Origin of the sequence: Serratia sp. HMSC15F11 (genome assembly GCF_001808215.1) — a bacterium.
GTDB lineage: Bacteria > Pseudomonadota > Gammaproteobacteria > Enterobacterales > Enterobacteriaceae > Serratia > Serratia nevei.
This window is the reverse complement of the sequence record NZ_KV792451.1, coordinates 1-18,609: the sequence shown is the minus strand read 5'-3', so window position 1 is coordinate 18,609 and position 18,609 is coordinate 1. Positions and strand designations below refer to the sequence as shown.

The 18,609-nt window shown below is 62.4% G+C and carries 16 protein-coding genes and 3 tRNA genes; 7 read left to right on the top strand and 12 right to left on the bottom strand.

The genetic code is table 11. From position 1 onward, the window contains the following. Window positions 1-132: 132 nt before the first annotated feature. Complete coding sequence (locus tag HMPREF3138_RS11430; RefSeq protein WP_038876609.1) at window positions 133-1,131, bottom strand: bile acid:sodium symporter family protein; 999 nt, start codon at window positions 1,129-1,131, stop codon at window positions 133-135. 96 nt (window positions 1,132-1,227) lie between these two features. On the opposite strand from HMPREF3138_RS11430, the gene HMPREF3138_RS11425 reads away from it, so the two are divergent. Continuing rightward, entirely contained in the window at window positions 1,228-2,148 is a 921-nt protein-coding gene (locus HMPREF3138_RS11425; RefSeq protein WP_033654986.1) for a LysR family transcriptional regulator, read from the top strand. 1 nt (window position 2,149) lies between these two features. On the opposite strand, the gene HMPREF3138_RS11420 is transcribed toward HMPREF3138_RS11425, so the two are convergent. Both HMPREF3138_RS11420 and HMPREF3138_RS11415 read right to left on the bottom strand, forming a co-directional pair. Continuing rightward, window positions 2,150-2,617, bottom strand: coding sequence for a FlxA-like family protein (locus tag HMPREF3138_RS11420; RefSeq protein WP_038876607.1), 468 nt, complete (start codon window positions 2,615-2,617; stop codon window positions 2,150-2,152). A gap of 52 nt (window positions 2,618-2,669) precedes the next feature. Continuing rightward, window positions 2,670-3,218, bottom strand: a complete 549-nt coding sequence (locus HMPREF3138_RS11415) for a nucleotidyltransferase family protein (RefSeq protein ID WP_038876604.1) — start codon at window positions 3,216-3,218, stop codon at window positions 2,670-2,672. A 159-nt stretch (window positions 3,219-3,377) separates the two neighbouring features. Between HMPREF3138_RS11415 and HMPREF3138_RS11410 the strand changes: the two genes are divergently transcribed. Together HMPREF3138_RS11410 and eutC are read left to right on the top strand one after the other, a co-directional pair. Further along, on the top strand, window positions 3,378-4,763 hold the full coding sequence (locus HMPREF3138_RS11410; protein WP_038876603.1) for an ethanolamine ammonia-lyase subunit EutB: 1,386 nt from the start codon (window positions 3,378-3,380) through the stop codon (window positions 4,761-4,763). Further along, window positions 4,760-5,551 carry an ethanolamine ammonia-lyase subunit EutC gene (gene eutC, locus HMPREF3138_RS11405; protein WP_038876601.1) on the top strand — a complete coding sequence of 264 codons (792 nt, stop codon included), beginning with the start codon at window positions 4,760-4,762 and terminating at the stop codon, window positions 5,549-5,551. Before HMPREF3138_RS11410 ends, eutC begins: the two co-directional genes overlap by 4 nt. Here the strand turns inward: eutC and HMPREF3138_RS11400 are convergent. After that, entirely contained in the window at window positions 5,530-6,432 is a 903-nt protein-coding gene (locus HMPREF3138_RS11400) for a LysR family transcriptional regulator (RefSeq protein ID WP_038876599.1), read from the bottom strand. The genes eutC and HMPREF3138_RS11400 overlap by 22 nt on opposite strands. 450 nt (window positions 6,433-6,882) lie before the next feature. Between HMPREF3138_RS11400 and budA the strand changes: the two genes are divergently transcribed. The 3 genes from budA (at window position 6,883) to HMPREF3138_RS11385 (ending at window position 11,107) form a co-directional block, all read left to right on the top strand. Next, entirely contained in the window at window positions 6,883-7,662 is a 780-nt protein-coding gene (budA, locus tag HMPREF3138_RS11395; protein WP_033643951.1) for an acetolactate decarboxylase, read from the top strand. A gap of 32 nt (window positions 7,663-7,694) precedes the next feature. Beyond that, window positions 7,695-9,380: an acetolactate synthase AlsS gene (alsS, locus tag HMPREF3138_RS11390; protein ID WP_038876597.1), complete on the top strand. Its 1,686-nt coding sequence runs from the start codon at window positions 7,695-7,697 to the stop codon at window positions 9,378-9,380. Between the two features lie 140 nt (window positions 9,381-9,520). Further along, window positions 9,521-11,107: an ABC transporter substrate-binding protein gene (locus HMPREF3138_RS11385; protein ID WP_038876595.1), complete on the top strand. Its 1,587-nt coding sequence runs from the start codon at window positions 9,521-9,523 to the stop codon at window positions 11,105-11,107. 28 nt (window positions 11,108-11,135) lie between these two features. Here the strand turns inward: HMPREF3138_RS11385 and HMPREF3138_RS11380 are convergent, their stop codons facing one another. From HMPREF3138_RS11380 to HMPREF3138_RS11350, 7 genes are all read right to left on the bottom strand, one after another. After that, window positions 11,136-11,942 carry an ABC transporter ATP-binding protein gene (locus HMPREF3138_RS11380; RefSeq protein WP_004936408.1) on the bottom strand — a complete coding sequence of 269 codons (807 nt, stop codon included), beginning with the start codon at window positions 11,940-11,942 and terminating at the stop codon, window positions 11,136-11,138. 17 nt (window positions 11,943-11,959) lie between these two features. Next, complete coding sequence (fepG, locus tag HMPREF3138_RS11375) at window positions 11,960-12,997, bottom strand: iron-enterobactin ABC transporter permease (RefSeq protein ID WP_038876593.1); 1,038 nt, start codon at window positions 12,995-12,997, stop codon at window positions 11,960-11,962. Continuing rightward, complete coding sequence (gene fepD, locus HMPREF3138_RS11370; RefSeq protein WP_038876591.1) at window positions 12,997-14,052, bottom strand: Fe(3+)-siderophore ABC transporter permease; 1,056 nt, start codon at window positions 14,050-14,052, stop codon at window positions 12,997-12,999. Before fepD ends, fepG begins: the two co-directional genes overlap by 1 nt. A 214-nt stretch (window positions 14,053-14,266) precedes the next feature. Continuing rightward, window positions 14,267-15,274, bottom strand: coding sequence for a Fe2+-enterobactin ABC transporter substrate-binding protein (gene fepB / locus HMPREF3138_RS11365; protein WP_038876589.1), 1,008 nt, complete (start codon window positions 15,272-15,274; stop codon window positions 14,267-14,269). A gap of 198 nt (window positions 15,275-15,472) precedes the next feature. Continuing rightward, window positions 15,473-15,548 (bottom strand) — tRNA-Lys (locus HMPREF3138_RS11360). 7 nt (window positions 15,549-15,555) lie between these two features. Continuing rightward, window positions 15,556-15,631 (bottom strand) — tRNA-Val (locus tag HMPREF3138_RS11355). A 29-nt stretch (window positions 15,632-15,660) separates the two neighbouring features. Next, window positions 15,661-15,736, bottom strand: a tRNA-Val gene (locus HMPREF3138_RS11350). A 294-nt stretch (window positions 15,737-16,030) separates the two neighbouring features. On the opposite strand from HMPREF3138_RS11350, the gene gltX reads away from it, so the two are divergent. Beyond that, window positions 16,031-17,446 carry a glutamate--tRNA ligase gene (gltX, locus tag HMPREF3138_RS11345; RefSeq protein ID WP_033643946.1) on the top strand — a complete coding sequence of 472 codons (1,416 nt, stop codon included), beginning with the start codon at window positions 16,031-16,033 and terminating at the stop codon, window positions 17,444-17,446. Window positions 17,447-17,512: 66 nt separating this feature from the next. Here the strand turns inward: gltX and HMPREF3138_RS11340 are convergent, their stop codons facing one another. Next, window positions 17,513-18,298 (bottom strand): formate/nitrite transporter family protein, encoded by a 786-nt coding sequence (locus HMPREF3138_RS11340; protein ID WP_038876587.1) that lies wholly within the window; start codon window positions 18,296-18,298, stop codon window positions 17,513-17,515. Between the last annotated feature and the right edge of the window lie 311 nt (window positions 18,299-18,609).

Genomic DNA, 18,609 nt, shown 5'->3' with positions numbered 1-18,609 from the left:
CGCGCCTTCGGCCCCTGGCTCGGTCGAGGTGCGTGAGCCACATGGGGCATCTCACGTTTATCGACCGAAAACTGCACAAATACGTTCAGAAAAACGCTAACTGACCAGCATTAGGCTTTGGCCCGTCTTTTTTTACCCGCGCGACGCCTGCGCGTTGGCGTTGGGCACCGCCTGTTGCGCCCGCTGCTTGCGCTGATACCTTTTCGCCAGCACCGCACAGGTCATCAGCTGCACCTGATGGAACACCATTAGCGGCAGCACCATGATCCCCACCGTCGCCGCCGGGAACAGGATATTGGCCATTGGAATGCCGTTCGCCAGGCTTTTCTTCGAACCGCAGAACACGATGGTGATCTCGTCCGCCTTGCTGAACCCCAACCAGCGCGCCATGCAGGTGTTCACCACCAGCACGATCGCCAGCAGCACGATGCTACCGCCAACGATAAACGCCAGCGAACCGATTCCCACCTGATGCCAGATGCCGTGCGTGACCGCCTCGCTGAAGGCGGCGTACACCACCAGCAGAATCGAGGTCTGGTCGGTTTTGCCGATCAGCGGGCGATGGCGCTCGATCCAGCCGCCGATAAGCGGCCGCAGCAGGTGGCCGGCGACGAACGGCACCAGCAGCTGCAGCACGATCGAACCCACCTGCCGCAGGCTGCCGGTATCGCCGTGCACGTTCATCAGCAGGCCGACCAACAGCGGCGACACGAAGATCCCCAGCAGGCTGGAGGCGGAGGCGCTGCACACCGCCGCCGCCACGTTGCCGCCCGCCAGCGAGGTGAAGGCGATGGCCGACTGCACGGTGGCGGGTAGAATGCACAGGTAGATGAAACCGGCGTACAGCTCGGGGCTGACGTCGATCGGCGCCCACCAGGCGAACAGCATCCCCAGGGCCGGAAAAATGATGAAGGTGCTGAACATCACCCACAGATGCAGCCGCCAGTTATTGCTGCCGGCCAGGATGGCCTCGCGCGACAGCTTGGCGCCGTGCATGAAGAACAGCAGGGCGATGGCGGCGATGGTCAGGGCGTTGAGCCAGCCGACGAACTCGCCGCGTGCCGGCAGGAAAGAAGCCAGCAGCACGGTGGCGATCAGCGTCAGGGTAAAACGATCGGGCAGGAATCTCATGGCGATGCGCTCGGGTAGAAAATCGATGGGGCTATTCTCCCGCGTGGGCATATAATAATTAAATTGATTTATTTAATTCATCTATGAATAAAACACATGAATTACTCACTCAAACAGCTGCGGGTGTTCGTCGCTGTCGCCCGCCACGGCAGCTTCAGCCGCGCCGGCGAGGCGATCGGCCTGACGCAATCGGCGGTCAGCCACAGCGTGAAAGAGCTGGAGGCGGAGGTCGGCGTGCGCCTGCTGGATCGCACCACGCGTGAAGTGGTGTTGACCGACGCCGGCCTGCGGTTGGCCAACCGGGTCGAACGGCTGCTGGACGAGCTGCAGGCCGCGTTGCTGGATGCGCGCAGCTTTGGCGTACAGCGCAGCGGCACGGTGCGGGTGGCGACCAGCCAGACCATTTCCGCCCATCTGATGCCGCAGTGCATCGCCGCCGGCGAGCGCGAATACCCGGAGATCCGCATCATGCTGCGCGATCAGGCGCAGCAGCAGGTACTGCACAGCGTGCGCAACGCCGAGGTGGATTTCGGCATCGTGGTCGATCCGGTGCAGGCGGTGGACCTGGAGTGCGAAGCGGTGCTGCATGAACCGTTCCTGCTGCTGTGCCGCGACGATCACCCGTTTGCTGCGCAGCAAGAGGTGCGTTGGTCGGCGTTAAACGGCTGCCGCCTGGTGTTGCAGGATTATGCGTCGGGCAGCCGACCGCTGATCGACAGCGCGCTGAGGCAGCAGGGCGTCGAGGCGCAGGTGGTGCAGGAAATCGGCCATCCGGCCACGCTGTTCCCGATGGTGGCGGAGGGGATTGGCATCAGCATCTTCCCGGCGTTGGCGCTGCCGCTGCCGGAAGGGGGGCGGCTCCGGGTGCGGCGGCTGGTGCCGGAGATCAATCGCGCGTTGATGCTGGTGCGACGCAAGAACCGCTCGCTGACGCCGGCGGCGGAGGCCATCTGGCAGGTGGCGCGTCAGCAGGCGGCGCTGCTGCACCAGCGCCGGCAGGAAAACGCGGAATATTGATTCAGATATAGACGTCCACCGCGTTGAGCGGCGTCGGGCGGTTTACGCCGTCGCCGGCTTGCGCCGCGGCTTTCTTCATTTGCTCCTGCTGCTGCTTTTCCATTTCTTCTTTCTGGATGCGCGCGATCTCGGCCTGCAACATCTTGATCTGCGCTTCGATCAGCTGCTTTTGCTTCTCGATCTCTTTGGGATCGGCACTGGAGTCTTTCAGCTCCACCAGCTTTTGCTGCAGAGCCTGAATCTGCCGGTTCAGCGCCTTGATACGCGCCGAGGCGCGGCTTTCGTTGAGATTTGCCGGTTCGTCATTGCCGTTGGCGCGTTCGTTTTTCTCCATCTTGCCGCCTTGCGGCTGGTTGTTGACCGGTTTGGCCATCAGCAATTCGCCCTGATGGCCCGGCGCGCTGAAGACGTTGCTGACGCCGGGAACGGTATTTTTGATCGGTACGATCATGGTGATGGTGGTCGACATGGATGCTCTCCCTGAGTCTGGCTATCGCTGTTCAGGGTATCGGCAGCGGCGATTAAATCTTTACCTGCCGCAGGTGCGGCCAGCGCTGCAGCCAGCCTTTGTCGAGCACGCGCTGGGCATAGGCCGCGCGATCGCCGTTTTTCACGTTGAAGGTGATGGTGTCGTCGAACAGCGCCGCGAGCCCGAAGGGGGCCACCAGCGTGATGCTGTCGTCGGCGTTCAGACGCGCGCCGATCGCCGTTTCCACTTCGGTCCAAAAGCTGATGGCCTCTTCGCTGTCGCGGTAAGGCGCCCGGCCACCGCGCAGGTGCATGCGCGCCTGATTCTTGACCGACCAAGGCCGCGGCAGCCATTGGTGCAGCCGCGTCTCCAGCATGCGATCGCGCTCGGCGTCCGCACGCTCCGCATCGAAGTGGATCACGTCGATATCGTTGAGCGGCGTGGCGTCCACGTAGCCGTGGCGCCGATCCCACACCAGATTGCGTACGAAGCCGGCGCCCAGGCACCAGTCATTCAGGCCGAGCCGGCGCACGGTGCGCAGGGCGGCCATGCGAGCGTCATCTTGTTGCAGCCAGTCGATAATTTGCCGTTGCGGATCCATCACCCCTCCTTTTTTCGCGGCTACTGTAACCCGAAGCGGCGGCGGGTGAAATGGGGGAAAGCGCAACGGCGGCGATCGCGTGCAAAATAATTTTCTTTTCCCACTGACTACACTTGGTGCAGGGCTTTTATCTCGTCACTCGGTGCAAGGGAGGGGGCTATGTATCAGGCAACGGTGGGCCAACGCGGCTATCGCTTTGGCGATCTGCGTCAGCTGATGGCGAAGGCTTCGCCGGCGCGTTCCGGCGATTATCTGGCGGAGGTGGCGGCGCAAAGCGCCGAAGAGCGTATGGCGGCGCGCATTGCGCTGGCGGACTTGCCGCTCAAGGCGTTCCTGCAGCAGGCGCTGGTGCCGTACGAACAGGACGAGGTGACGCGCCTGATTATCGACGGCCACGATGCCGCCGCCTTTGAGCCCATCTCGCACCTCACGGTCGGTGATTTTCGCGATTGGCTGCTGAGCGAGCAGGCGGACAGCGCCATGCTGGCGCAGGTGGCGGCCGGCATCACGCCGGAGATGGCGGCGGCGGTGAGCAAGATCATGCGCAATCAGGATCTGATCCTGGTGGCGAAGAAGTGTCGGGTAGTGACGCGCTTTCGCAATACGATTGGCCTGCCGGGCCACCTCAGCGTGCGGCTACAGCCCAATCACCCGACCGACAGCCTGCAGGGCATCGCCGCCAGCATGCTGGACGGCCTGCTGTACGGCAGCGGCGACGCGGTGGTCGGCATCAACCCGGCCAGCGACAGCCTGCCGCTGCTGGAAAAGCTCAACTACATGCTGGACGACGTAATCCAGCGCTTCGCCATACCCACCCAATCCTGCGTGCTGACCCACGTGACCAACACGCTGCGGCTGATAGAGCGCGGCGCACCGGTGGATCTGGTGTTTCAGTCGATCGCCGGTACCGAAGCGGCCAATCGCGGCTTCGGCATCAGTCTGGCGCTGCTGGCGGAAGCGCAGCAGGCGGCACTGAGCCTCAGGCGCGGCACGCTGGGCGACAACGTGATGTACTTCGAAACCGGGCAGGGCAGCTGCCTGTCGGCCAACGCCCATCACGGCGTCGATCAGCAAACCTGCGAGGCGCGCGCCTATGCGGTGGCACGCCATTTCTCGCCGCTGCTGATCAACACCGTGGTAGGGTTTATCGGCCCCGAATACCTGTATGACGGCAAGCAAATTATCCGCGCCGGGCTGGAGGATCACTTCTGCGGCAAGCTGCTCGGCCTGCCGCTGGGCTGCGACGTCTGCTACACCAACCATGCCGAAGCCGATCAGGACGACATGGACACGCTGCTGACGCTGTTGGCCGCCGCCGGGTTAACGTTCCTGATCGGCGTGCCGGGCGCGGACGACATCATGCTCAACTACCAAAGTACGTCGTTCCATGACGCGCTCTATATCCGCGAGCTGCTGGGGCTGAAGCACGCGCCGGAGTTCGCCGCCTGGCTGGCGGCGATGAACATTACCGACGAACGCGGGCGGCTGCGCGACGCCGCCGCCAATCATCCGCTGTTGCTGGCGCTGCAGGGAGAACGCACATGAGCAAACCGGTTCACGTCAACAGCTGGGACGCGCTGCGCGCCTTTACCGATGCGCGCATCGCGCTGGGGCGCACCGGCGCCAGCCTGCCGACCGACGAACTGCTGCGCTTCGGCCTGGCTCACGCCCAGGCGCGCGACGCGGTGCATCAGCCTTTCGACAGCGAACGGCTGGCGGCGGATCTGCACGATGCCGGTTGGCCCACGCTGGCGGTGCACAGCGGGGCCGCCGACCGCGCCGCCTATCTGCGCCGACCGGATCTGGGGCGGCGGTTGGCGTCGGACAGCCGCAGCCTGCTGCTCGGTTCGCCATCGCGCCGCGTCGATCTGCTGCTGATAGTGGCGGACGGCCTCTCCTCCAAGGCGGTGCATCGCCAGGCGCTGCCGCTGCTGCAGGCGCTGCGCCCCTATCTCGATACGCTGGGGCTGACCGTTGCGCCGGTGGTGCTGGCGCATCAGGCGCGGGTGGCGCTGGGGGATGAGATCGGCGAATGCCTGCAGGCCCGGGCGGTGGCGGTTTTGATCGGCGAACGGCCGGGGCTGTCGTCGCCGGACAGCCTGGGTGTCTATTTGACCTGGGGGCCGAACGCGCGCAGAACGGACGCCGAGCGCAACTGTATCTCCAACGTGCGGCCCGAAGGGTTGGATTATCCGCAGGCGGCGTTCCGCCTGGCCTGGCTGCTGGAGCAGGCGTTCCTGCGGCGGCTGAGCGGCATCGAGCTGAAGGACGAGAGCGACAACCCGGCGCTGCACGGCCGGGTGACGCCGCTTTATCCCCAGCTGGGCGGTTGACCGATGGTTTGCTGCAGCAGGGCGGTGAAGGCCGCCAGCCGGGCGGACACCTTCGCCATCGGGCGCAGCAGATAGATACCTTGCTGCTCATGGCGCGGATCTTCCAGCATTTGCACCAGTTGCCCGTGCTGCACGTCCGGCCCCACCACCCAGTTGGGCAGGAAGGCGATGCCGAGCCCGAGCAGAGCGGCCTGGCGCTGCGCGGTGAAGTCGTCGCAGCGCAGCGCCATGGTGCAGCGGCTCATCAGCGCCGCGTCGAGGATCTGCGCCCAGCAGGCCGGCTGCTGCTTGTGGTAGCGGGCGATCAGCCGATGCTGCGGCAGCGCTTCCAGATTGGCCGGCAGGCCATAGTGGGCGACGTAGGCGGGGCTGGCGCACATCACCCAGCGTTGGGTGGCGATGCGGCTGGCGTACAGCGCGCTGTCCTTCTGTTCGCCGATGCGGATGGCGGCGTCGAGCCGTTCCTGCGTCGGATCGGTCAGACGTTCGGTCAGATCGAGGTCGACCGACAGCTGTGGGTAGCGTTCCGCCAGCGTCGGCAGCAGCGGCAGCACATAGGTTTTGCCGAAGGTCGGCAGGCAGCTGATGCGCAGCGTGCCCTGCGGCGTTTCGTTCAGCGCGCTTAGCTCGGCGCGAAGGCCGGTAATGTCCGTCATCAGCGCGGCGGCGCGCGTCAGCAGCAGCTCGCCGGCGTCGGTCAGCAGCAGGCCACGGGTGGAGCGCACGAACAGCGCGGCGCCGAGCGCGCTTTCCAGGGCATCGATGTGGCGCACCAGCGAGGAGGGCACCATGCCCAGCCGGCGCGCGGCGGCGGAAAAGCTGCCCAGGCGGGCCACGTCGAGAAAAATTGGCAGATGTTCTACATAGCGGGCGTCATTCATTTTTGCATTATATGCAAAAGCGTTTCTTATGAATACCCGCTTCTCTGCCGACGGCGCGGCGGCTACTCTGGCTGCGGGTTGACGACGGGCTTCAACGCCGTCCCATCCCGGCCGTATAGAGAGAAAACGTATAAGCCTTGCGGCGCTTAGCACTAAATAACAGATGTTTTTCCCAGGCTGCGCGAGCCGCCTGCGGAGTTGATTGTCGCTCCAACACCAGATTAACCGTTCAATTTGATAACCGGTTCAGTCTCAATGATTAGTAAGTCTTTACTTTATCTCATTCTGATCTGATACCTGGTTATCGGCCGGCCAGCCGTGCCGGTTTTTTTGTCGCCTTAGGCTGAATCGTTCCAACTGATGAACGCGCCTTGGGGGCATCTTGGCTCACCGTCGGTGGGCCTTTTGAACGCGCGGAACCGCGATCCCGCGCTGGTGGAGGAGTCAGTCATGAACGAAAAACACGGGTGTTCCTGTGCGCGCCATTTGGCGCAGGGTTTTGCCAGGCAGTCGATCAATGCCGGGGAGGGCGAAATCTATCAAATCTCGCTGATGAGCGCGCTCATCGACGGGGTTTACGAGGGGGAGACCACCATTGCCGAGCTGCTCAAGCACGGTGATTTCGGCCTTGGTACCTTCAATCATCTGGACGGCGAACTGATCGCTTTCGATCAGGAAATACACCAGCTGCGCGCCGACGGCAGCGCCCGGCCGGCCGGCCTGCAACAGAAAACCCCCTTCGCCGTCGTCACCTTTTTCCAGCCCAGCGTCAGCCAGCAATTCGACCGGCCAATCACCAAGGCGCAGCTGCACCAGTGCATCGACGAGCAGGTCGCCTCGCCGAACCTGTTTTGCGCGGTGCGGGTCGACGGCGAGTTCAGCCACGTGGAAACCCGTACCGTGCCGCGTCAGGAACGGCCTTACCGCCCAATGCTGGAAGCGATAGAAGAGCAGCCGACCTTCTCGTTCCATCAGCGGCGCGGCACGCTGGTCGGCTTCCGCTCGCCCGATTACATGCAGGGCATCGGCGTGGCCGGCTATCACGAACACTTCGTTACCGACGACCGCAGCGGCGGCGGCCACGTGCTGGATTACCAGCTCGATCATGGCCGCCTGCAGTTCGGCGTCATCACCCGTCTCAATCTTCAGTTGCCGCATGATGCGGATTTCTTGCGCGCCAACCTCTGTCCAGAGGATTTGGATCGCGCGATTCGTTCCGCCGAGGGCTAATCCCGGCGATCGTTTTCTTAGGAGGTGGAACTATGGCACAGGAAAAAACAGGCAATGACTGGCAATGCGGCGCCGACTTGGTGGTGAAAAACCTGGAAGCGCAGGGCGTCAAACACGTTTTCGGCATTCCGGGCGCCAAGATCGACCGGGTGTTCGATTCGCTGGAGGACGCGCCATCGATTGAAACGGTGGTGGTGCGGCATGAGGCCAACGCGGCCTTTATGGCGGCGGCGGTCGGCCGCCTGACCGGCAAGGCCGGGGTGGCGCTGGTCACCTCCGGGCCGGGCAGCTCCAACCTGATCACCGGGCTGGCCACCGCCACTTCGGAAGGGGACGCAGTGGTGGCCTTCGGCGGGGCGGTGAAGCGCGCCGACAGCCTGAAGCAGACGCACCAGAGCATGGATACCGTCAGCATGTTCCGGCCGGTGACCAAGTACTGCGCCGAAGTGCATGCCGGTTCGGCGATTTCCGAGGTGATCGCCAACGCCTTTCGCCGCGCCGAGTTCGGCCGGCCGGGGGCATCGTTCGTCAGCCTGCCGATGGATATCGTCAATGAACCGGTCAGCGCGCCGGTGCTGGCCGGCTGCCGCTTGCCGCGCATGGGGGCCGCGGCGGCGGACGACATTCAGGCGGCGGTGAAACTGATCCGCCAGGCCAAATGCCCGGTATTGCTGCTCGGTCTGCAGGCCAGCCGGCCGGAGAACAGCGAAGCGGTGCGCCATCTGCTGTACCGCACCCATATGCCGGTGGTCGGCACCTATCAGGCGGCGGGAGTGATCGACGTCAACCACTTCGCCCGTTTCGCCGGCCGCGTCGGCCTGTTCAACAACCAGCCGGCCGATCAGCTGTTGCAGAAGGCCGACCTGGTGGTGAGCGTCGGCTATGATCCGATCGAATACGATCCCTGCATGTGGAACAGCCACGGGCGGCTGAAACTGGTGCACATCGACGTGCTGCCGGCGGATATCGATACCTGCTATCGGCCGGACGTCGAGCTGGTGGGCAACATCAGCGCCACGCTGAACATGATGACTGAAACGTTCACTGAGGCGGTCTACGTGCCGCCGGAGGTGGAGCTGATCCTCACCGATCTCGGCCGCCAGCGCACTGAACTGGCGGAGCGCGCCGCCCGCCGCGGCGGCATGCCGATCCACCCGCTGCGCATCGTCAAGGAGCTGCAGGACATCGTCAGCGACGATGTAACCCTGTGCGTGGACATGGGCAGTTTCCATATCTGGATCGCCCGCTACCTGTACAGCTTCCGCGCCCGCCAGCTGTTGATCTCCAACGGCCAGCAAACCATGGGGGTCGCGCTGCCGTGGGCCATCGGCGCGGCGCTGGTGCGCCCCGGCGATAAAGTGGTGTCTATCTCCGGCGACGGCGGATTCATGCAGTCGAGCATGGAACTGGAGACCGCGGTGCGGCTGAAAAACAACATCGTGCACGTCATCTGGGTCGATAACGCCTACAACATGGTGGAAATGCAGGAAGTGAACAAATACCAGCGCAAATCCGGCGTGGAGTTTGGGCCGATTGACTTCAAGGCTTACGCGGAATCCTGCGGCGCGGTCGGTTTCGCCGTGCAGTCGGTGGACGATCTGCGGCCGATGCTGCGCAAGGCGATGGCGATCCAGGGGCCGGTGGTGGTGGCCATTCCGGTCGACTATGCCGACAACTATAAGCTGATGGCGCAGATGAACTTCAGCCAGATGATTTAATTTCATCATCGCGCGGTTTCACCGGGGCAGGCCGCTTGCGCGCCTGCCCGTTTTTATGCGCGGATTTTGTCCTTTACTTCGCTAACTGCATGATTTATTGCTATCCGTTGGGCTGTTTTTTCACCACTGGGGATAGCGCAATGAAAAGAAAAGCAATAACGATCGGGCTGCTGGCGTTGGCGATAGCCGGTGGCGCGCGGGCCAATACGCTGGTCTACTGTTCCGAAGGCTCGCCGGAAGGCTTCAACCCGCAGCTGTTCACCTCCGGCACCACGGTGGACGCCAGCTCGGCGGCGATTTACAACCGGCTGGTGGACTTCAAACCCGGCACCGTCGAGCTGCAACCCAGCCTGGCGGAAAGCTGGGAAGTGAGCGAGGACGGCAAGCGCTATACCTTCCACCTGCGCAAAGGGGTGGCATTCCAGATCAACAAATATTTCACGCCCACCCGCGATTTCAATGCCGATGACGTCATCTTCTCGTTTATGCGGCAAAAGGATGCCAACAACCCGTATCACAAGGTCTCCAACGGCGCCTACACCAACTTCGAGTCGATGGAGTTCGGCACGCTGATCGACCGGATCGTCAAGGTGGACGATCACACCGTGCGCTTTGAGCTCTCCCGCGCCGAGGCGCCGTTCGTCGCCGATCTGGGCATGTACTTCGCCACTATTTTTTCGGCGGAATATGCCGACGCGATGCTGAAGGCCGGTACGCCGCAGCGGGTGGACAACGATCCGATAGGCACCGGGCCGTTCCAGCTGGTGCAGTACCAGAAGGACGCGAAAATCCTCTACAAGGCGTTCGACCGCTACTGGGAAGGCAAACCGAAGATCGACCGGCTGGTGTTTTCGATCACGCCGGATGCGACGGTGCGTTACGCCAAGCTGCAAAAGAACGAGTGCCAGGTGATGCCGTTCCCCAACCCGGCGGATCTGGCGCGCATGCGGCAGGACGGCAACCTTCAGGTGATGGAAAAATCCGGCTTGAATATCGGCTTCCTGGCGTTCAATACCCAGAAAAAACCGTTGGATAACGTCAAGGTGCGCCAGGCGTTGGCGCTGGCGGTCAACAAGCCGGCGATCATCGAGGCGGTGTTCCACGGCGCCGGCCAGCCTGCCAAGAACCTGCTGCCGCCGACCCAGTGGGGCAGCAACGCGCAGCTTGAAGACTACCCGTATTCGCCGGAGCGGGCGAAGCAGCTGTTGCAGGAAGCCGGGCTGGGGCAGGGGTTTGACATCGATCTGTGGGCGATGCCGGTGCAGCGGCCCTACAACCCCAACGCCAAGCGCATGGCGGAGATGATCCAGGCCGACTGGGCTAAAATCGGCGTGCGCGCCAAAATCGTCACCTTCGAGTGGGGCGAGTATTTACAGCGGATTAAAAACGGCGAGCACCAGACGGCGTTGATGGGCTGGACCACCGCCAACGGCGATCCGGACAACTTCTTCGGCCCGCTGTTCACCTGCGCTTCGCTCGGCGGCTCCAACTCGGCGAAATGGTGCTACAAACCGTTCGACCAGCTGATCCTGCAGGCGCGCGAGGAGAACGATCACGCCAAGCGGGTGGCGATGTACCAGCAGGCGCAGGTGATGATGCACGATCAGATGCCGGCGCTGATGATCGCGCACTCGACCATCTTCGAACCGGTGCGCAAGGAAGTGAAAGGCTACGAAATCGACCCGTTCGGCAAACACATCTTCAAACAGGTGTCGCTGGAGAGGTAACGAAAAGGCCGGGTTAACCCGGCCTTTTTCATGCCTGCGGCGCGTCGCAGTGGTAGCGGCCGCGCGGGATCACCAGCGGCGTGTGGGACAGCGGATCGTCGATGATCATGCACGGCATGCCGAACACCCGCTCCACCAGTTCGGCGGTAATGATCTCCGCCGGTTTCCCTTCCGCCACGATCTTGCCGTCACGCATGGCGATGATGTGATCGGCATAGCGGCAGGCGTGGTTGAGATCGTGCAGCACCGCGATCAAGGTTTGACCGCGCTCGCGGTTGAGCTGGCGGAACAGATCCAGCAGCTCGATCTGGTGCGCGATGTCCAGATACGTCGTCGGTTCATCCAGCAGCAGCAGCGGCGTTTGCTGCGCCAACGCCATCGCTACCCAGACGCGCTGACGCTGCCCGCCGGACAGCTCGTCGACGCTTCGATCCGCCAGTTGGCTGACGTTGGTGGCCGCCATGGCGGCTTCCACCGCCTGTTTGTCGGCCTGCGTCCACTGTTTCAGCAGGCTCTGGTGCGGATAGCGGCCGCGCGACACCAGGTCTGCCACGGTAATGCTGTCCGGTGCGATCGAGGTTTGCGGCAGCAGGCCAAGCTCGCGCGCCAGCGCTTTGGTGGCGAAACTGCTGATGTTTTTGCCGTCCAGCATCACCTCGCCGGCGCTGGGTTTCAGCAGACGGCACAGGGCGCGCAGCAGCGTCGATTTGCCGCAGGCGTTCGGCCCGACGATCACCGTGAAGGCGCCGTCGGGGATCGCCACGCTCAGATCGTCAGCGATGATTTTATTGTCGTAGCCCAGCTTCAGGTGCGAGGCGTGCAGGCGGTGGCTCATGGCGTTATCACTTTTCATTATCGGCGGGCCTCACGGATGAGCAGCCAAATCAGGTACAGGCCGCCGATGCAGACGGTCACGACCCCGACCGGCAGTTGGATCGGCGCAAAAAGATGTTGGGACACCACGTCGGCGCCGAGCAGCAGCGTCGCGCCCATCAGCGCCGAGGACGTCAGGGTGACCGAGGATTGTCCGGCCAGGCGGCGGGCGATCTGCGGCGCCGCCAGCGCGATAAAGGAAATCGGCCCGGCGGTGGCGGTGACGGCGGCGGTGAGGGTGACGCCGAACAGCATCAGCCACAGCCGGCTGCCTTCGGCGTTCACGCCCAGCGCGCGCGCCGTGTCGTCGCCCATTTCCAGCAGCTGCAGCCGTTTGCCCATCAGCAGCGCGGCCGCGGCCGCCAGCACGATGAACGCCGTGGCGGGCTGGGCTTTCTGCCAGGTCATGCCGTTGAGTGAACCGGCCTGCCACATGGCGGCGTCCATGGCGCGCTCCAGCGAGGCGGTGATGATCAGCCAGGTATTGGTAGAGACCAGCACCGCGCTGATGGCGATGCCGACGATGATCAGCCGGAAGCCGGCGATGCCTTGCCGCCAGGCCAGCAGATAGATAGCCAGCGCGGAGAGAATGCCGCCGGCCAGCGCACCGCCGGCGATGTAGTAATAGCCGCCGTTGAACAGGGTGATGGCGATCAGCGCGCCGGTGTAAGCCCCCATGTTAAAGCCAATCACGTCCGGGCTGCCGAGCGGGTTGCGGATAATCGACTGGAAGATGGCGCCGCTCATGCCGAGTGCGCCGCCTAACAGCAGCGCCATGGCGATACGCGGCAAGCGCCATTGGGTGACCACGGTGACCAGATTTTTCGGCGCCTCGCCGCTGAGCGCGGCAAAGACCTGTTCCAGAGAAAGCTGCAGCGTGCCGTAGCACAGCGCGGCAACGGCCATCGCCAGGCACAACGCCAGCAGTGAAATATTGACCAACAGCAGGCGCAGCGGCATGCGCCCGTTGATGACGCCGTCCGGGCGGCCGATATGCAATGTGTGGGGCAGACTCATCACAGCCCCCCCAGCGTTTTCTTGCGGCGCACCAGCCAGATCAGCACCGGCGCGCCGATGAAGGCCGCCACGATGGAAACGCGCAGCTCACCGGCCGCCAGCAAACGGCCGACCACGTCGGCGCACAGCAGTAAAATCGGCGCCAGCAGCATGGAGTAGGGCAGGATCCAGCGCTGGTCGGGGCCGACCCACCAGCGGGCGATATGCGGCACCATCAGCCCGATGAAACTGATTGGGCCGACGGTGGCGGTCGCCGCACCGCACAGCAGCGTGATGGCGATCACCGCGACGACCTGAGTCAGCACCACGCGTGCGCCGAGCGCGATAGCCAGGTCTTCCCCCATGCCGATGGTATTCAGCGGCCGGGCGATGAGCAGCGTCAGGAGGCAGCCGAGCAAAATGGCGGGGGCGGTAACCGGCAGCGTGGACAGCGTGCGGATATCCAGCGTGCCGGCCTGCCAGAAGCGCAGTTGGTCGAAGGTTTGCGGATCGATCAGCGACAGCCCGGTGGTGATGCCGAGCAACACCGCGCCGATCGCCACGCCGGCCAGCGTCAGCCGCACCGGGTTGATACGTCCGCCCGCCAGCGTGCCGATCAGGTAGACCAGCAGGGTGGTGAGGGCGGCACCGACGAAGGCGTAGGCCATATAGCTTTCGGTGGTGGCCGCGCCGAAAAACATGATGCCGATGACCACGGCGAAGCTGGCGCCGGCGTTGATGCCTAGCACGCCGGGATCGGCCAGCGGATTGCGCGTCAACGCCTGAATCAGCGCGCCGGCGGCGCCGAGCGCCATGCCGGCCAAGATGCCCGCCAGCGTGCGGGGTACCCGGGCGTTGAGAATGATGGTGCTGTCGGAACCGCTCGCGGCGCCTTGCAGGCTGAGCCAGACGGTATGGAAGGGGATGGCTTTGGAACCCAGCATCAGGCTGGCAATGATGCACAGCAGCAACAGCGCCGTGCCGATACCGAACCCGGCGATGCGTTTGAAGCCACTGGCGTAAGCTGCGTGCGGTGCGGACGAAAGCGTCCGCTCAGTCGGAGTGGGTACGTTCACACCGGTAACTCCTGTATGATTTTTATTCTCATTGTTATTTGCGTTCATGCGGGCGCTAATAGTAGCACGAGTTTACGCCCGCATGCACCCGCCGGTTGGTGGCGCAGGTGCGTTGACGATGTTAATAACTATTGATATTTCAATTGATTGAATGTGAACGGTTGCCCTGTTTATGGCAAACGTCGGCAGGAGGTTGGCCCGCCGACGGCGTGGTTCAGGGCTTTTTGAACAGCCGTTCGATTTGGTTCAGCATGTTGGTGGCGCTGTAGTAATCGAGACGGAAAGTGTCGTTGCCGACGGCGTAGACGTGCCGCTGTTCCACCGGCTCCAGATGTTTGAGGAACGGGTTGGTCAGCACCTCTTGCACTTTACGCTCGTTGGTGGCGAACAGGATCAGCGTTTTGCCGTTCAGACCCTCGGCCATTTTTTCGCCGGAGATCTGGATGATGTCATGGCGTTTACCCATGCTGGCATTGCCTTTGGCGCTTTCCGGCGGGGTGGCTAGCTGGAAGCCGAGCTGGGTCAGCAGCTTGCCCTGGGCTGACCCCGGCGTCCACAGCATGGCCTCGCGGCCGTTGTCGGCATACACCAGCGGGGTGGTCGGCTGCGGCGGCAGCGCGATCGCCTGCTTCACTTGCTCCACGCGCTGTTCGAAACGATCTTCCGCCTGTTTGGCGCCGGCTTCATGGCCGGTGATCTTGCCGAGCTCGCTGGCCAGCTGTTGCCAGCTTTTGTCGCCATAATCGAGCACCAGCGTCGGCGCAATGGCCGACAGCTGGTCATACAGTTTCAACGCCGAATCACCGCCGGTCGCGGCGACGACGATCAAATCCGGCGCGGCGGCGGCGACGGCCTCGGCATTGGGCTCCACCTGATACAGCCGTTCGACGTGGCGCTGTTTGGCTACCTCGCTCCACTGGGTAAAGAAGCCTTGTTTATCGGCCACCAGAGGGTTCGGGCTGGTGGCGCCGCTGGCGACTACCGGGGCGTCGATAGCCAGCAGCGTGCCGGTGATGGTGACGCTGGTGGACACGATGCGCTGCGGCGGTTTTTCCAGCGTGAACTTCCCTTTGGCGCTGTCGATGGTGCGCGGCCAACTGCTGTCGGCAGCGGGGGCGGACGGTTTCTGCCCGTCGCTCTTGTCGTCCGGACCGCAGCCGCTGAGCAGCAGGCTGGAAGTGGCGATAAATGCAAAGAACAGCTGGCGTAAGGATAGGGTCATGAGCAGGCTCTTTCTTTCCTTGAACTAAGGCGTATCAATCCGGCTGCGGATTGGCTGCGTGGTGGATGCCCGCTAATTTACCATTCAAGCCGGCAAAATGATAACCATTCGTATCTCAGCACGCGGTGGCTGGATTAAAGAAGAAGAGGGGGGAACGGCAGAAACGAAAAAAGCGCCAAAAGGCGCTTTTTTCTGAATTGGTGGGTCGTGCAGGATTCGAACCTGCGACCAATTGATTAAAAGTCAACTGCTCTACCAACTGAGCTAACGACCCATAACAGTGGTGGGTGATGACGGGCTCGAACCGCCGACCCCCTCCGTGTAAAGGAGATGCTCTACCAACTGAGCTAATCACCCTCATTCGTTCTCATTTTTACTCAACAAGATGGTGGGCGATGACGGGCTCGAACCGCCGACCCCCTCCGTGTAAAGGAGATGCTCTACCAACTGAGCTAATCGCCCCGTCTTGTTGGAGTCGCATTATAGGGATAGTTCAAAGTGAGTCAACGGTTTTTAAAATGATTTCAATCGTTCGCCGCAAATTTAGGCAGGGCGCGATAATTATCGCCAACGGCGCCGATTCTTTGCGCAACGCTATGCGAAACTCGCCGCAAAACGCGCGAAATCGACCGGCGCAATATCGTGTCGGCGTTGAGGAATTAGCGCGTGGTGATACAATGTCGTCCACTCTTTTTTCAATTCCGAGCAATCGTCGGCCATCGCCGACACGCGTTGCGTAATAAGGCAGTGAACCCAATGAAAATCAAAACCCGTTTTGCACCGAGCCCGACCGGCTATCTTCACGTCGGCGGCGCGCGTACCGCACTTTATTCCTGGTTGTTCAGCCGCCATGCGGGCGGTGAGTTCGTTCTGCGTATCGAAGATACCGATTTGGAACGCTCTACCCAGGACGCGATCGACGCAATTATGGATGGCATGAACTGGTTGAACCTGGATTGGGATGAAGGCCCGTACTTCCAGACCAAGCGTTTCGATCGCTACAACGCGGTCATCGACGAAATGCTGGAGCAGGGCACGGCCTATAAATGCTATTGCTCCAAGGAACGCCTGGAAGCGCTGCGCGAGAAGCAGATGGAAAACGGCGAGAAGCCGCGTTACGACGGCCACTGCCGCGACAGCCAGTGCAGCCACACCGACGACGAGCCGCACGTGGTGCGCTTCCGCAACCCGCAGGAAGGGTCGGTGATTTTCGACGACAAAATTCGCGGCCCGATCGAATTCAGCAACCAGGAGCTGGACGATCTGATCATCCGCCGCACCGATGGTTCGCCAACCTATAACTTCTGCGTCGTCGTCGATGACTGGGACATGGAAATCACCCATGTGATCCGCGGCGAAGACCACATCAACAACACCCCGCGCCAGATCAACATTCTCAAAGCGCTGGGCGCGCCGGTGCCGGAATACGCGCACGTGTCGATGATCCTCGGCGACGACGGTAAAAAGCTGTCCAAGCGTCACGGCGCCGTGGGCGTGATGCAGTACCGCGACGACGGCTATCTGCCGCAGGCGCTGCTGAACTACCTGGTGCGTCTGGGCTGGTCCCACGGCGATCAGGAGATCTTCTCCATCGACGAGATGAAAGAGTTCTTCACGCTGGAAGCGATCAACAAATCTGCCAGCGCGTTCAACACCGAGAAGCTGCAGTGGCTGAACCACCACTACATCAACCATATGCCGGCGGAAGAAGTGGCGGTGCATCTGGCATGGCACGTTGAGCAACTGGGCATTGAAACCCGCAACGGGCCGGAACTGAAGGACATCGTCAAGCTGCTGGGCGAGCGCTGCAAGACGCTGAAAGAGATGGCGGAGTCTTGCCGTTACTTCTACGAAGATTTCAGCGAGTTCGACGCCGACGCGGCCAAGAAGCACCTGCGCCCGGTGGCGCGTCAGCCGCTGGAAGCGGTGCGCGCCAAGCTGGCCGCCATCACCGTCTGGACGCCGGAAAACGTGCACGACGCCATTCAGGGCACGGCGGATGAGCTGGGTGTCGGCATGGGTAAAGTCGGCATGCCGCTGCGCGTCGCGGTGACCGGCGCCGGCCAGTCGCCGGGTATGGACGTGACCGTGCATGCGATCGGCCAGAAGCGTTCACTGCAGCGCATCGACATGGCGCTGGCTTACATTGCCGAGCGCGAAGCGCAAGCCTGATTCGCTGTTACGCCTTAAAGAAAAAGCCCCGTGGAGCGATCCCGGGGCTTTTTTCATGGCGGTGCGTCAGGCTTGCTCGCTAGCCGGCAGCCCCGGGCGGTAGGCGAGGAAATACATCAGCCCGACAAAGCCGGCGCCTCCCAGCGCGTTGCCGAGAAATACCGCGACGAAATTGGGCAGATACTGCTCCCAGCCCATGCCGCCGGCAAAGATGGCCGCCGGGATGATGAACATATTCGCCACGACGTGCTGGAAGCCGATGGCGACAAAAGCCATGACCGGGAACCACATGCCGATCACTTTGCCCGGCACATCCTTGCTGGCGAAGGCTAACCACACCGCCAGGCACACCAGCCAGTTGCAGCCGACGCCGGAAATGAAGGCGTGCAGGAAGTCCGCATCCACTTTGGCCTGCGCGATCGCCAGCGTCTTATGCAAGAACGCGCCTTCGGTCAGACCCAGCAAATGGCCGAAGAAGTAGGCGACGGCCAGGCTGCCGGCCAGGTTGGCCAGGGTGACCCAAAACCAGTTACGCAGCACGGCGATGGCGGGGATTTCACGGGCGAACCAGGCCATCGGCAAGGTCATCATGTTGCCGGTCAGCAGTTCGCCGCCGGCCAGAATGGTCAGGATCAGGCCGATAGGGAACACCGCGGCACCCAACAGGGCGCCGAAAGAGCCCCATTCGGCCGGCATGGTGCCGATGACGTGAATATCCAGCAGAAAGCCGGTAGCGATAAAGGCGCCGGCGAGAAAGCCCAGAATCAACAGATTAGCGAGAGGGGCGCGGCTTTTGTTTGCCCCGGCCTGAACGGCGAGGGCGGCGATTTCTTTTGGTGAATGCAAAGACATGACGGACTCGGTTTATAGTAATGAAATTTATGGCGCGGGCAGTCTATGCCGCTCGGGAGCCCGACTCAAGCGCATTTCGCTAACATTCCGTTAATTAAAAATCAACGTGATATACAGGGTCTTTTGCCATTTTGAGATGTAGCGCGCAAAATGGATGAACTCTGCACAAAGTGATGATTTTTTGGCGCCAAACATGCTGATTTGGCGGCTTTTTCAACGCTTGATTCAGGAATTCAATTTAGCCGTTGACAGCTTTGAGCGGGTTTCATATTATGCGCCCCGTTCACAGCACAAAGTGATTGTGGAACGGG